Here is a 14,498-nt window from a genome sequence, read left to right as displayed (position 1 = left end):
AGCGAGCCTCAGTCCCGCTCTCGGCGTTCGCGCGGACGGCGGTCACGATCGCGCGGACCCCGTCGATCGCGGTCCCGCCGCGGTGGACGATCTTGCGAGACCTCCGGCTCCATGCCTTCGGGGATTGCCCACTCCTCACCGACCGGCCGGAGCGAGATCTTCCCCCGATCGTCGATGTCCTGGACCTCGACCTCGATCGTGTCCCCCACCTTCACGGCCTCCTCGACGCTCGCGAGGCGCTTCCCGCGGCCGAGCTTGGAGATGTGGATCAGGCCGTCGCGTCCGGGAACCAGGTTCACGAACGCACCGAACGTCGTCGTGTTCACGACCGTTCCGGTGAAGTGCTCACCGACCGTGATCGGCCGTGGGTTGGCGATCTCGTCGATGATCCTCGCGGCCTCGTCGGCCCCGGCGCCCTCCCGTGCGCCGATGAACACCGTGCCGTCGTCCTGGATGTCGATGTCGGCTCCGGTCATCGCGACGATCTCGTTGATCCGTTTGCCCTTGGGTCCGATCACCTCGCCGATCTTGTCGACGGGGATCTGCAGCGTGAGGATGCGCGGCGCCTTCGGGTTCACCTCGGTACGAGGCACCGGTATGGCCTGCTGCATGACGTCGAGGATCTTCAGGCGAGCGTCCTTCGCCTGCTGCAACGCGCCGGCAAGGACGTCGCCGGGAAGGCCGGTGACCTTCATGTCCAGCTGGATGGCCGTGACGAAGTCCTTGGTCCCGGCCACCTTGAAGTCCATGTCACCGAGAGCGTCCTCCGCCCCCAGGATGTCCGTCAGCGTCACGAACGTTCCCTCGTCGGCGATCATCCCCATGGCGATCCCCGCGACCGGCGCCTTGATCGGGACGCCCGCATCCATCAGCGACAGCGTCGACGCGCACACGCTCGCCATCGACGTCGATCCGTTCGATCCGAGCACGTCCGACACCAGCCGAAGCGTGTAGGGGAACTCCTCCTCCGGTGGGATGACCGGAACCAGCGCTCGCTCGGCGAGCGCGCCGTGACCGATCTCCCGGCGGCGCGGCGATCCGATCCGCCCCACCTCGCCGGTCGAGAACGGCGGGAAGTTGTAGTGGTGGATGTAGCGCTTGGTGTCCTCGGGGTCGAGCGTGTCGATCATCTGGGTCATGCGCAGCATCCCGAGCGTGGTGACGTTCAGGACCTGCGTCTCGCCCCGCTGGAACAGACTCGAGCCGTGAGCGCGCGGCACGAGACCGACCTCCGCGGACAGCGGACGGATGTCTCGAGGCCCGCGCCCGTCGAGTCGCACGCCGTGCTCGACGACGCGCGCCCGCATGACCTTCTTTTGGAGGTCCTTCCACGCCGGCGCGATCTCTGACTGTCTCGCCTGATACGCCTGTTCGCCCCACGTCTCGAGCAGGTGGCCCTTCAGCGACTCCTTGATCTCCTCGAAGGCGGTCTCCCGCTCCTGCTTGTCGGGCACGATCGCCGTCTCGAGCCGCTCCTTGGCGAACGCCTCCACGATCGTCCACGTGTCGGCGCCGTAGAGAGGGCGCGGGTCGAACGGCTGCGGCTTCACGTCCAGCTTCGCGACGAACTCGAGCTGGAAGTCGATCAGTTCACCGATCGCGCGCTTGGCCTCGTCGAGCCCTCGAGCGACGACCTCCTCGGTGGGCGCGGTGGCAGCCTCGCCGGCCCCGAGGAGTTGCATCGCGTTGTCGGGTGCCTCGCCCTCGATCATGAGGATGTCGATGTCGCCCGCGTCGTTGCGGCGCCCGGCGACGACGATGTCGAACGTCGCCCCGTCCACCTGCTGGAACGTGGGGTTCACGACCCACTCGCCGTCGATCAGCCCGAGCCGAACGGACCCGACCGGTCCCTCGAACGGGATGCCGCTGATCATCGTGGCAAGGCTCGCGGAGTTCATGCCGGCGATGTCGTACGGGTTCGCCATGTCGACCGAGAGCACGGTGATGACGACCTGCACCTCGTCGCGGTAGCCGTCCTTGAAGCTCGGTCGCATCGGCCGGTCGATGAGGCGGGCGGTGAGGATCGCGGTCTCGGAGGGCCGCCCTTCGCGACGGAAGAAGCCGCCGGGGATCTTGCCGGCGGCGTACATCCGTTCCTCGACGTCGATCGTGAGCGGGAAGAAGTCGATGCCCTCCCGCGGAGCAGCGGTCGTGCACGTCGCGAGCACCTGGGTCTCGCCGTACGTGACGACGCACGAGCCTTCGGCCTGCGGAGCGAGCCTGCCGGCCTCGAACGTCAGTGTCTGATTCCCGAACTGTCGGGACAGTGTGGTGGTGGCCATCGGCCATTCCTCCTTCGTACAGCTGGGTCGCGCGGCGCCACTCGCCGCACGAGCTTGAGGAGGCGGAGCGGCCGGTTGTCAGTGGTGAACCGCCGGGGTTGTCACCGCGCGCACGACACTCGCTTCGCTGCCGTGCTAGCCCGACACCCCATCGGAGGTTCGCGACTGAGAACCGACCGGAGGTCTGCCTCCGAGACGGATCAGTGAGGTATCGGCATCCCTCCTACGAGAGCGGCGCCGATCCCTATCGCCTGAGTCCCAGGCGGGCCACGAGATCGCGGTACCGCTCGATGTCCTCACGCCGCAGGTACTCCAGCAACCTGCGGCGGCGGCCGACGAGCTTCAGCAGGCCACGGCGCGACGAGTGGTCCCTCTCGTGCGCCTTCAGATGCTCGGTGAGCGCGGAGATCCGCGTGCTCATCACGGCAATCTGCACCTCGGCGGAGCCGGTATCGGCTTCCGAGCGGCGGTGCGACTGGATGATGTCGGCTTTTTGGGTCTTCGTAAGCGTCATGACCAGCGGAAAGGCTACCAGACGCTCTCGTTCCGACTCGCAACGTGCGGGCCGGTCACGGATCCGATCCTGTCACGAGGTCGACGATGTCACGGGTCCGCCGGACGTCTTCATCGATCGCTCCGACGAGGTCGTCGGGGGTCTCGAACCGCACCTCGGGCCGAAGGTATGCCCAGAACTCCACCGCCATCTCCCGTCCGACGAGGTCGCCGTCGAAGTCCAATAGATAGGACTCCACGTGGAGCGGTTCCGTGCCGAACGTCGGATTCGTTCCGACGTCGATCGCGGCTACGTGGCGTTCGCCGCCGAACCCGACCGCGCCCGCGTAGACGCCCTGGCCGGGGAGCAGCAGTCGAGGCCACGTCTGCAGATTGGCCGTCGGATAGCCGAGCCCGCGACCCCGACCCGCGCCGCTGACGACGGTTCCGTCCAGGACGAACCTTCGACCCAACGCGACGCGCGGCCACTCGAGGTCGCCGCGCGAGAGCGCTTCGCGGATCGACGAGGACGAGATGGGGCGCTCGCCCGCCTGTTGGATCTCGACAGCCTCCGCGCGGAACCCGAATCGCTCCCCTTCGGTCGCCAACGTCGTGAACGTGCCCAGCGCCTTGTACCCGAACGTGAAGTTCGCGCCGACGACGCATCGGACGGCCTGGAGGCCGTCCCGAATGACCTCGGACATGAAGCGCTCTGCCGGCCACCGCGAGAACTCCTTGGTGAACTCGAGGACGACCAGCACGTCGATGCCGCTCTGTTGGATCAGCGCCGCCTTTCGATCGACCGTCGTGAGGAGCCTGGGGACCCGGTCGGGCGTGAGGACCTCGCGGGGGTGCCGGTCGAACGTGACCGCGACGGCGGGCACGCCTTCCTCGCGAGCGGCACTGACGGTCGCGGAGAGCACCGCACGGTGCCCCAGGTGAACGCCGTCGAAGAACCCGATCGTCGCCACCGTCGCTTGATGCGGGACGGGGAGCGCGTCAAGGCCGAGGATCCGATCCACGCGCCGGAGGGTAGCGACTACGCGGGCGCGAGCACGACCTGGGGACGGGCCTTCGCTCCCTCATCGCGGTAGATGCCGACGAGCGCCGCGTCGGGTCCGAACACCGCGTACGGGCCTTCGATGCCCGCCGGCGCCAGGACGCTCCCATGCGAGGCCGCTCGCGCCTCGTCGACCTCCAGCTCGATCCGAGGAAGGTGCGCCACCGCATCCTCGACGGGGCGCGGCGGCCCGACGGCGTCGGGCGTCACGGCGTCGTCGACGGTGTACCGCCCGATCGCCGTTCGTCGAAGACAGGTGAGATGCGCACCGCACCCCAGGGCGCGCCCCACGTCAGCGAGCAGGACCCGCACGTACGTCCCGCCCGAGCACGTCACGCGGAACTCGACGTCCGGGACCGTGTACGCCCGAAGTTCGAACGAGTCCACCCTGATCGGCCGGGGCACCGCCTCGAGCCGCTCACCCCGCCGAGCTGCGGAGTGCAACGTTCGGCCGCCGACCTTCACCGCCGAGTACGCCGGAGGCTGCTGCAGTGACTCGCCGACGAGCGCCGCGAACCCGCGCTCGATGTCCTCCGGCGTGACGTCGACCGACGTCGTTCGCACCACCACCCCCTCCATGTCGAGCGTGTCCGTCTCGACGCCGAGCCGCGCGGTGCCCTCGTACGTCTTCGACAGGTCCCCGAAGAAACGGAGCAGCCTGGTCGCGCGACCGACGCCGATGATCAGGAGCCCCGTTGCGATCGGATCGAGCGTTCCGGCGTGACCGACCTTCCGCGTATCGAGGCGCCGTCGCACGACGTCGACGACGTCGTGGGACGTCACGCCCGATGGTTTGTCGACGAGCAGCACGCCGTCGACCGCGCTCATCCCTCGGCCGCGGGTTCCCCGCGGAGCGCCGTCTTCAACCGATGGATCGTCTCCGCCAGCCCATGCTTCGACGTGTACCCCGCGGCCAGCCGATGCCCGCCGCCGCCGAACGTCGAGGCGACCGTCGCCACGTCGTGGCCGCCCTTCGAACGAACGCTCACCTTGAACCGCCCGTCTCGCTGCTGTTTCAAAACGGCAGCGACATCTGCCTCTCGCGCCGTTCGCACGATGTCGATCAGGTCGTCGGTCTCCGCGGCGTGAACGTCCGCGGCGGCCAGATCCGCCTGTGTCAGGTAGGTCCAGATCAGGTCGCCCTCGACGGTGATCCGATCGAGCGCCGTCCCTAGCAGGCGGAGGTACGCGGCCGGGTTGTCCTCGTAGAGCGCCTGTACCAGCCGTGTGTGGTCGAACGGGTACTCCCGCAGCTCCGCGGCGAGCCGCAGCGTCTCGGGCGTGACGGCCTCGTATTGAAACCTGCCGGTATCGGTGACGATCCCCGCGTACAGGCACGTCGCCGTCTCGACCGGCACGTCGCCGCCGATCTCCCGGATGAGCCGCCAGACGATCTCGCACGTCGAGCTGGCGCGCGGATCGATCAGGGGGATGGTTCCGAGCCCTTCGTTGCTCACGTGATGGTCGATCCAGATCAGCGTCTGCGCGCGTGCGGCAGAGCGCGCCAGTATGCCGAGGCGATCCATCGACGCGACGTCGCACGTCACCATCAAGGCCGGTTCGATGGGGAACTCGGCGGGTCGAACGAGCGCATCGGCCCCCGGGAGCACCGAGAGCCACCTCGGCGGCTCGAACGGTTCGTTCGGAAACGAGCAGATCGTTCGGGCGCCCCTCGCCCGGAGGAAGTTCGACAGGCCGAGGGTCGCGCCGAGCGCATCGGCGTCCGGATTCACGTGACAGGCGATGGCGACGGACTCGGCCCGGCCGAGCGCGGTCGCGGCCTTCTCGACGAGCTCGTTCATCCCGACCCCTCGTCCGGCGGCCGAACCTGCTGGAGCAACTGCTCGATGCGGTCCGCGGTCTCGACCGACTCGTCCTCCTCGAACTCGAGGTCCGGGAGCACCTTCATGCGCACCTGATCGCCGACCACCTTCCGAAGGTGCCCGCGCGCCGAGCGCAGCGCAGCGGCGGTCGCACGCCGAGCGCGTTCGTCCCCCATCGTCGTGTAGAACACACGGGCTCGCCGAAGATCGGGCGTCACCCTCACGCCGACCACGGTGACGAAGCCGATCCGTGGGTCCTTCAGCCGGGGGATCTCTTCGGCCAAGATCTCGCGGAACTCCTCGGACACGCGGCTCGGTCGTGCTCCACCGGTCATGGGCGTCTCAGTCCTCCGGCGCATGCAGCGTGAGCTGAGCGTCGATCATCTCCACCTCGGCCCACCGCTCGACGAGCCTCTCGACCTCGTGGAGCACGCGTTTGGCGTGATAGCCGTCCCCCGATGCGACGGCCACGGCGAGAGCGGTTCGCTGCCACAAGTCGTGGTGGTCGACCTCGGCGACCGAAACATTGAACTTCTGACGGATGGCGGACGTGAGCGTCTTCACGACGTGACGCTTCTCCTTGAGCGACGTGCAACCGGGGATCCGGAGGTCGAACCGTTGCAGCGCGACGAGCACGTCGCCTCCATTTCGGGGGTGGTAACTCGCCCACCTCTCTCGCTTCCGACCCCCCGGACTCCGCCGGGTCACAGCTCGCGGGCGACCTCGCGGACCTCGTACGCCTCGATGATGTCGCCTTCCTTGACGTCGTTGAAGTTCTCGATCCCGATGCCGCACTCGAAGCCCTCGGACACCTCGCGCACGTCATCCTTGAAGCGCTTGAGCGACCCAACACGCCCGTCGTAGACGACGACGCCGTCGCGGACGACGCGCGCGCGTCCGTTCCGAACGATCGTGCCGCGGATGACGTAACTACCGGCGATCACGCCGACGCGGGGAACCCGGAACAGGGTGCGCACCTCTGCGGCCCCGAGCTCGGTCTCCCTCTGCTCGGGCGAGAGCATCCCCGAAAGCGCCGACCGGATGTCGTTGATCGCGTCGTAGATCACGCGGTACAGACGAACGTCGACGCCCTCTTTCTCCGCGAGCTCGCGCGCCTGCGCGTCGGGCCGCACGTTGAACCCGACGACGATCGCGTTCGACGCCATCGCGAGCGAGATGTCGCTCTGCGCGATCGCCCCCGGTGCGCTGTGGATCACGTTCACCCGCACCTCGTCCTGGGGAAGCTTGGCGAACGCGTCCTCGAGCGCGCCCAGCGAACCCTGCACGTCGGTCTTGAGGATGATGTTGAGGACGGGCGCCTCGTCGCGACGCGCCTGCGCCATGAGCTCGGTGAGCGTTGGTGGACGCGCCGAGATCTGCTCGGCCGCGCGGACCTTGGCCTCGCGCTCCTGCGTGAGATGTCGCGCCTCGCGCTCGTCCTCGACCTCACGGACGTCGTCGCCCGCATTCGGCGTTGCCGACCACCCCAGGATCTGCACCGGCTTGCTCGGTCCGGCCTGCTTCACCTGCTGGCCGTTCTCGTCGAGCATCGCGCGGATCTTGGCCCAACTCGTTCCGGAGACCACGGTGTCGCCGATCTCCAGCGAGCCCCTCTGCACGAGGACCGACGCGACTGGTCCGCGGCCCTTGTCGAGGTGCGCCTCGAGGACGGCTCCGCGTGCGCGGCCCTCGGGATTCCCCTTCAACTCCTCGACGTCGGCGACGAGCAGGATGGTCTCGAGCAGCGTCTCGAGATTCGTCCTGGCCTTCGCCGACACGTCGACGAACTCGTACGTGCCGCCCCACTCCGCAGGAACGATCCCCTGCTCGACGAGCTGCTGACGAACGCGCGCCGGATCCGACTCCGGCTTGTCGATCTTGTTCACGGCGACGACGATCGGCACGCCGGCGGCCTTCGCGTGGTCGAGCGCTTCGATCGTCTGCGGCTTCACCCCGTCGTCGGCGGCGACGACGAGAACCGCGATGTCGGTTACCTGTGCGCCGCGCGCCCGCATCGCCGTGAACGCTTCGTGGCCCGGGGTGTCGATGAACGTCACCTCGCGACCGTCGACGTGGACCTGGTACGCGCCGATGTGCTGGGTGATGCCGCCGAACTCCTGCGAGACGACGTCGGACTTGCGGATCGCGTCCAGGAGAAGCGTCTTCCCGTGGTCGACGTGGCCCATGATGGTTACGACGGGGGCGCGTGGAACCAGCGCGCTGTCGTCGACCTGCTCCTCCTCTTCCTCTTCTTCCTCGATGCCGACGATCTCGGCCTCGTAACCGAGCTCTCGCGCGACGATCCCGATCGCGTCGTCGGAGAGCGACTGCGTCGCCGTCGCCATGTCGCCGAGCGAGATGAGGATCTTCACGATGTCGGCCGGGGAACGATCCGTTCGCTCGGCGATGTCCTGTGCCGTCGCACCCTTCACCACCCGAAGGAGGGGAAGCCCCGAGGGTTCGGGCTCCGGAGCGGGCGGCGGTACGGCCGCAGCCGCCGGCTCTGCAACGGGGGCCGGAGCGGGCGCCGCGGCGGCGGGCTCTGGTGCCGACGGCTCCTCGACGGCCTTCCGACGAGGGCGAGCTTTGGGCAGCGGCTCTTCGACCGCTTCCTTCATCTTGGCCTCGGGCACGGCCTTCCCACCGGACGCGCGCAGACGCGGCACGGCCTGGTCCGGGACGGACGAGGACGCGGTGAGCCCATCGACGCCCATCTCCCTCAGCGACGCGAGCAGCTCTTTGCTCGTGACGCCAAGCTCCTTCGCCAGTTCGTGCACCCTCATGCCTGCAGCTCCCGCTCCATCTCGTGCCTAAGCCTAGCGGCTGCGTCCGTGCTCGCTTGCGCTCGCAACGCGCGCCACAGCGCACCACCCCGGGCGAACGCGGCGGCGACGCACGCCGGGTCCCGATGCACGTAGGCCCCGCGCCCCGGCGTCCTACCGCTCGGGTCGACGAGGATCTCGCCCGACGGCGTCGCAGCAATCCTCAGCAACGATCGCTTCGACGAACGCTCGCGACAGCCGACGCACGTGCGCTCGGGCTCGCGCGCCGCCTTCACGGTCACGCTTCTGCGGCTTTGGACTCCTCGGCGGCGGGCTGCTCCGCGACCGGCCCATCGGCGGTCGGCGCCTCCGTCTGCCTGTGCGAACCTCCGTCGAGGCTCGCCGGCGCGGCCCTCCGCGATCCCCGCTGCTCGTCCGCGAACTGCGTCTCGCTCTTGATGTCGATCCGCCATCCCGTGAGACGCGCCGCGAGGCGCGCGTTCTGCCCCTCCTTCCCGATCGCCAGCGACAGCTGGTAGTCGGGGACGATCACGAGCGCCGTTTGCGTCTGGTCGTCGACGCGCGCCTCCTTGACCTTGGCCGGCTGGAGGGCGTTCGCCACCAACGTGGCCGGGTCGGCCGCCCACGGCACGACGTCGATCTTCTCGCCGCGGAGCTCCGTGACGACGTTCCGAACGCGCGAACCCTTCGGCCCGACGCTCGCGCCGACCGGATCGACCGCCGGCTCACGGGAGGCCACCGCGATCTTGGAGCGGTGACCCGGCTCGCGGGCTACCGCCCTGATCTCGACGATCCCCTCCTCGATCTCGGGTACCTCGAGCTCGAACAGCTTCTTCAGCAGTCCCGGATGCGTGCGCGAGACGACGATCTGCGGACCCTTGGTGCCCCGGCGGACCTCGGTGATGTACGCCTTGAGACGCTCGCCGTTTCTGTACGGCTCCGACGGTACCTGTTCGGCCTGCGGCAGCAGAGCCTCCACCTTGCCCAGGTCGAGCAGCGTGTACCGGCGCTCGGACTGCTGCACGATGCCGGTGACGATGTCGCCCTCGCGGCCGGCGAACTCCTCGTAGGTCATCTCGCGCTCGGCATCGCGGAGCTTCTGGAAGATCACCTGCTTCGCCGTCTGCGCGCCAATGCGGCCCTTGAACTCGTCGGTGACCTCGACCTCTTCCTCGGACAGCACCTTGGAGTCGGTCGTGATCTCGCCGGTCTCCTCGTCCTCGTGCTCGGTGACCTCGAGCTGCTGGAGCCAGACTCGGAGGTCGCCCGACTCGGGGTCGATGCTCGCGCGCACCCCGAACGACTCCTCCTCCAGCTCGGGGTGCTGCTGCTTCCACCACGACTTGTATGCCGACGCCATGGCCTCCTCGAGACCGGCAAGGATCGTCTCGAACGCGATGCCCTTCTCGCGCTCGAGCTCCTTCAGCGCCGCGATCATGTCCTGATTCATCGTCGGTTCCTCTTCTCTGCGCCCCACTCGAACTTCGTCTTCGCGGACGCGACGTCCGTGTACGGGACGCGCAGCTCTCCGCCGTCGGATGCGATCACGATCGCCTCCGCGTCGGCCGAGACCAACGCGCCCTCATGCACCCGCTGCCCATCGACGGGCACCGCCGTCTTCACCTTCAGCGTCCGCCCGATGCTCCGCTCGAAGTGGCGCGGCTCGCGCAGCGCCCGCTCCACGCCGGGCGAACTGACCTCCAGTTGGTACGGCCGATCCGAGAAGTCCTCGAGGTCGAGGCGTCGGGACAGTCGTTCCGACACCTCGGCGACGGCGTCGAGATCGACGCCGCCCTCGCGGTCGACAGTGACCCGCAGGACCGGCCGGCCCTCCTGGCCACGAAGTTCCACGTCCCAGAGCTCGAGCCCGGCCGCTTCGACCACCGGCCGGACCATCTCCTCGACGGCTCCTCGATCTGTCGCACCCACCGAGCGCACCCCCCGCGCCGCGGGGACGACGTTCGCGCGCTCCCGCTCGCCCACCTTTTTGAGCGCACCCTCCAAAAAGAAAGTGGGCGCGAGCCCACTTCGGGTGACAGCCGCTCCGTTTACTGAAAACGAGTATAGCCGACAGCGTTTCGTGAGGCGGCACCACGCGTTCGTCGCGCGGTCGGCTGTGACTTACAGCGCCCGGCGCTGCCCACCGGGGCGGTTCCAGTGGTCGCGGGCATTCATCCGGCGAACGATCCTCGCGTCGTCCCAGCCTCGGTGCATCCGCACGCCGAGCTCTCGGCACGCCGCCTCGGCGGCGTCTTCGGTGGGGAATTCGTCACGGACCCATCGTCCGTTCACGTCGATCAGCACGAGATCCCAGGTCTCCCGTCCGACGTGCTGGATAACGCCTTCGACCTCCTCGCCCATCTTGACGAAGTCGCGGAGGTGGTTCGGCGCGCGCTCGGATGGCACGAAGGGAGCCTAGGGTGCGCTCGACAGCAGGGTCACCGCCGCTTCGGCAGCATCGGTCAGCGAGGCCTGCGACCGGTCACCGCTCGCCCGCAGCTTGAGGTCTGCCGTACCCGCCGCGACGCCGCGCGACCCGACGACGATGTGCACGGGGTAACCGACGAGGTCGGCGTCGGCGAACTTCACTCCGGCGCGTTCGGCCCGGTCGTCCACCACGACGTCGACGCCGCGCGACGACAGCTCGTCGTAGATCCGCTCCGTCTCGGCCGCGACGCGGTCGTCGTCGGCGTTCGCGCTGATGACCACGACCTCGAACGGCGCGAGGGCCTTGGGCAGGCGCAGGCCCCCGTCGTCATGGAACTGCTCGGCGGCCGCGGCGAGGATGCGCGAGATGCCGATCCCATGCGATCCCATCTGATAGAGACGGTTCGTACCGTCCTCGTCGACGAAGGTCGCTCCGAGCGGGCCCGAGTATCGAGTACCGAGCTGGTAGATGTGACCGACGACGATCGACCGTCCGATGTGGAGCTCGCCCCCGTCGACGGGACAGCGGTCGCCGTCGCGGAGCGCGACGAGATCCTCGTACCGGTCGATCCGGAAGTCGCGCGGCGTGTTCGCCCCTGTGACGTGGTGATCCGCCTCGTTCGCCCCGGTCACCCAGTCGGCGCCGCCGCGAACGGAGTGGTCGGCCAGGACCGTTGCCTCGCCGTCGAGTCCCTGCGGGCCGACATAGCCACGGACGAACCCGCGCACGCGGAAGTCGTTCTCCTCGAACGGCCGGACCGGCGCCGGGAACAGCACACGCTCGAGCTTCGCCTCCTCGACCTCGCGATCGCCGGGCACCAGCACCGCGACGGTTCGTCCACCGGCGTCGTACAGCATGGTCTTCAGCATCCGCTCGGCGGGAAGACCGAGGAGCGCCGACACCGCGTTGATCGTCGCCGCGTCCGGCGTGTGCACTCGTTCCAGCGGGTGCGGGTCGACCACGTCCACGGGTTCCGGCGGCATCGGCGTGGCCGCCTTGCGGTCGGCCAGGTAGTCACCGTTCGCGCATTCGACGAAGAGATCCTCGCCGACGTCGGCACGGGCCATGAACTCATGGTTCACGCCACCGCCGATCTGTCCCGGCTCGGCCTCGACGACGACGTACGACAGCGAACATCGGTCGAGGATGCGGTGATATGCCCGCAGCATCGCGTCGTAGGAGCGCCGCATGCCTTCCTCGTCGCGGTCGAACGTGTACGCATCCTTCATGAGGAACTCGCGGCCGCGGAGGAGGCCGAACCGAGGTCGGAACTCGTCGCGGTACTTCCATTCCACCTGGTACAGGTTGATCGGAAGATCTCGGTACGACGGCAGTTCGGCGGCGACGATCTCCGTGACGACCTCTTCCTGTGTGGGCCCGAGGAGCATGTCGCGCTCGTGCCGGTCGGTCAGCCGGAACAGCGTCTCGCCGTAGAGCTCGTAGCGCCCCGTCGCCTTCCACGGGTCCGCGGGGAGCAGGATCGGCATACGGAGCTCGATGGCACCCGAGGCTTCCATCTCCTCTCGGACGATGCGCTCGATCTTGCGCATCGAGCGGAGTCCGAGTGGCAGCGTCGTATAGACGCCGGCGGCGACGGGGCGGACGAACCCGGCGCGGAGCAAGAGGCGATGCGAGGGCACCTCTGCCTCGGCGGGGTCCTCGCGCAGGGTAGGCGCGAAGAATGCCGAAAGCCTCATGGGGCGGAAAGGATAGCGTCCGGCCCGCAGCCCGCTCACGTTCGGGCGGGGTCAGGCCCCTGAAACGGTGTGGACGCTCTGCTGGAACACGTTGTTCGCCGTCGCGTACTGGTTGATGGCGAACACCACCGCGCCCTGCGTCGGGTCCCGTCCGATCGCGTTGAAGTCGCCCCATCGCTCCGGCCCCAGGCGTGCGTTGTACAGGTCGTCGCCCGCCACGAGCACCTGCTCCGATGGTTCCGTCGAGCCGGGGGGGATGGACGCGATCCACGCCGAGAGGAACTCGTCGAACGTGAAGCTCGCGCGGTTGTAGGTCACGAACAGGTTGCCGAGCACGTCGGTCGCGACGACGGGCCAGCCGATCTCAACGTCCGGTCCTCCGATCACGCCTCTGCGCACGATCGCCGCGCTCTCGAGCTCGACGCCGGGGGCGATCTCGTACCAGCGTGCGGCCGCCTCGATGTATCCATCGAATCCGATGTCCGGCTTGAAGTTCTTCCGCACCGCGTGCGCTGCGTACAGCAGGTTCCGGTCGGCGTCGTAGAACGCGTTCACCAGGCGGAAGTCGCCGGCGTCCCACCAGTAGTCGGGATCGAACGGGTTCGGCGCGCCCGCCTGGAGCGCGGCGAACGGCGGCCGCGTGGGACCCGTGGGGATCCTGTCCTTCGTCACGATCACGCCGGTCGGCGTGGGCCGAACGCGCCAGATCGTGTGGAACGAACGACGGCCGCGCGGCTCGAACGACAACAGGTACTGATCGGTCCCCAGGGCGCCGACGGTCTGCGCCGGCTGCAGCGTGAACGCCAGAGAGCCGTCGGGGTTGCGCGTCCGACGCCCGGTGATCACGTCTACTGCGACGTTCCCGTCGGTGCAGTCGTACAGCTCCGCCTTGTTGAACGAGAGGACCTGCGCGTAGCGGAATCGGACCTTGCGGCCGAACCCGAACTGGTTGGTGGTTACCGTAACGCGGTCTACCGTGTACCCGAGACCTGGGTAGTCCGCCCACTGCTCACCGTCTCCCCGCAGCTGATCACCCTTGAGGACCGTGGTGCACCACGTCGTTGTGTCTGCCGCGGTGGCATCGGGGATCGTCGTCACGATGATCCGTGACAGTTGCGGAGACACGCCGAACTCGAGGAACACCAAGACGAAGGTGTCGTTGTACTGGTCGTAGATCACCTTCGGGTCGAACAGGATGCCGTCGCCGAGCGTGGGATCGATGCTCTCGAGCGACTCCGGACCGAGCACCGGTACGCCCGTCCGGTCGAACAGCGCCCAGGACACGTTGATCGCGGTGAAGAACCAGGTGTCGCCGAGCGCGCCGGTGGGGTCCGCGGGTGTCCTGCCGTCGATGTCGCCGATCCCGTCGAACCCCGTGGCGATGGCCGGCGCTGCGGGGTGCTGCGCCGGCTCGACGCTTGGCCTGGCGAAGCTCGCGAGCTTCGCGTCGAGTCGAGGCGCTCGCGGATCGCTCAGTGACGATCGATGGAGCGGCGAGGGTTCCACGTGATCGACGGGCCGACCGATGACGCGGGCGGCGACCCGGCGGTCCCGACGGTGGTGGTCACCTCCGGAGGCGGGCGCGGCGACCACTGCGCCGATAACCACGAACAGGGCGAGGAGCAAGGGAGCCCTCGTCCTCATGTGCGTCCCGATGTCCCTGTGGCGCTCGTGCTCGGCTCCCCCGGCAGGCAGGTGACCCTAGCCGACGACTCGATTTCGCGTCCAGGCACCGGCGCAACGACGCAACGCCGTTGACGGGTTCGTCCCGGCGGTGCGACCATCGGCACCACATGAGCGTTCGAGCGATGGTCTGGTCCTGGCCCAAGGGGGTCTAGCGTCCGGCATCCTCGCTCGACGAATCCGCATCACACGAGAGCCCCGGGCGAAGTCCCGGGGTTCACCGTTTCCGGTGCCGCCCGACAGGAGGTGA

14 protein-coding genes are annotated in these 14,498 nt (G+C 68.5%); all 14 read right to left on the bottom strand.

The features are described 5' to 3' along the window. Positions 1-8 precede the first annotated feature (8 nt). The 14 genes from VFA08_09395 to VFA08_09330 all read right to left on the bottom strand — a co-directional run bounded on the left by VFA08_09395 (position 9) and on the right by VFA08_09330 (position 14,209). On the bottom strand, positions 9-2,282 hold the full coding sequence (locus tag VFA08_09395) for a polyribonucleotide nucleotidyltransferase (GenBank protein ID HYZ13803.1): 2,274 nt from the start codon (positions 2,280-2,282) through the stop codon (positions 9-11). Between the two features lie 244 nt (positions 2,283-2,526). Further along, the gene (gene rpsO, locus VFA08_09390; GenBank protein ID HYZ13802.1) at positions 2,527-2,796 is read right to left on the bottom strand and encodes a 30S ribosomal protein S15; all 270 of its coding nucleotides are present in this window, start codon (positions 2,794-2,796) and stop codon (positions 2,527-2,529) included. A 55-nt stretch (positions 2,797-2,851) separates the two neighbouring features. After that, positions 2,852-3,796 (bottom strand): bifunctional riboflavin kinase/FAD synthetase, encoded by a 945-nt coding sequence (locus VFA08_09385; GenBank protein ID HYZ13801.1) that lies wholly within the window; start codon positions 3,794-3,796, stop codon positions 2,852-2,854. A gap of 17 nt (positions 3,797-3,813) precedes the next feature. Next, positions 3,814-4,662 (bottom strand): tRNA pseudouridine(55) synthase TruB, encoded by an 849-nt coding sequence (gene truB / locus VFA08_09380; GenBank protein HYZ13800.1) that lies wholly within the window; start codon positions 4,660-4,662, stop codon positions 3,814-3,816. After that, positions 4,659-5,636: a bifunctional oligoribonuclease/PAP phosphatase NrnA gene (locus VFA08_09375; protein ID HYZ13799.1), complete on the bottom strand. Its 978-nt coding sequence runs from the start codon at positions 5,634-5,636 to the stop codon at positions 4,659-4,661. The genes truB and VFA08_09375 overlap by 4 nt, the downstream gene beginning before the upstream one ends. Next, on the bottom strand, positions 5,633-5,992 hold the full coding sequence (gene rbfA / locus VFA08_09370; GenBank protein ID HYZ13798.1) for a 30S ribosome-binding factor RbfA: 360 nt from the start codon (positions 5,990-5,992) through the stop codon (positions 5,633-5,635). Before rbfA ends, VFA08_09375 begins: the two co-directional genes overlap by 4 nt. A 7-nt stretch (positions 5,993-5,999) precedes the next feature. Beyond that, positions 6,000-6,293, bottom strand: coding sequence for a DUF503 domain-containing protein (locus VFA08_09365; protein HYZ13797.1), 294 nt, complete (start codon positions 6,291-6,293; stop codon positions 6,000-6,002). Positions 6,294-6,361: 68 nt separating this feature from the next. Continuing rightward, complete coding sequence (gene infB / locus VFA08_09360) at positions 6,362-8,440, bottom strand: translation initiation factor IF-2 (GenBank protein ID HYZ13796.1); 2,079 nt, start codon at positions 8,438-8,440, stop codon at positions 6,362-6,364. Further along, complete coding sequence (locus VFA08_09355) at positions 8,437-8,721, bottom strand: YlxR family protein (GenBank protein HYZ13795.1); 285 nt, start codon at positions 8,719-8,721, stop codon at positions 8,437-8,439. The genes infB and VFA08_09355 overlap by 4 nt, the downstream gene beginning before the upstream one ends. Continuing rightward, positions 8,718-9,890, bottom strand: a complete 1,173-nt coding sequence (gene nusA / locus VFA08_09350; protein HYZ13794.1) for a transcription termination factor NusA — start codon at positions 9,888-9,890, stop codon at positions 8,718-8,720. Before nusA ends, VFA08_09355 begins: the two co-directional genes overlap by 4 nt. Further along, positions 9,887-10,423, bottom strand: a complete 537-nt coding sequence (rimP, locus tag VFA08_09345) for a ribosome maturation factor RimP (GenBank protein ID HYZ13793.1) — start codon at positions 10,421-10,423, stop codon at positions 9,887-9,889. The genes nusA and rimP overlap by 4 nt, the downstream gene beginning before the upstream one ends. Positions 10,424-10,561: 138 nt before the next feature. Next, positions 10,562-10,846 (bottom strand): hypothetical protein, encoded by a 285-nt coding sequence (locus VFA08_09340; GenBank protein ID HYZ13792.1) that lies wholly within the window; start codon positions 10,844-10,846, stop codon positions 10,562-10,564. A 9-nt stretch (positions 10,847-10,855) separates the two neighbouring features. Next, on the bottom strand, positions 10,856-12,565 hold the full coding sequence (locus tag VFA08_09335; GenBank protein ID HYZ13791.1) for a proline--tRNA ligase: 1,710 nt from the start codon (positions 12,563-12,565) through the stop codon (positions 10,856-10,858). A gap of 51 nt (positions 12,566-12,616) precedes the next feature. Beyond that, on the bottom strand, positions 12,617-14,209 hold the full coding sequence (locus VFA08_09330) for a hypothetical protein (protein ID HYZ13790.1): 1,593 nt from the start codon (positions 14,207-14,209) through the stop codon (positions 12,617-12,619). Positions 14,210-14,498 lie beyond the last annotated feature (289 nt).

Source organism: Actinomycetota bacterium, assembly GCA_035640355.1.
GTDB lineage: Bacteria > Actinomycetota > UBA4738 > UBA4738 > HRBIN12 > CALGFI01.
This window is presented reverse-complemented; position numbering and strand designations above follow the sequence as displayed.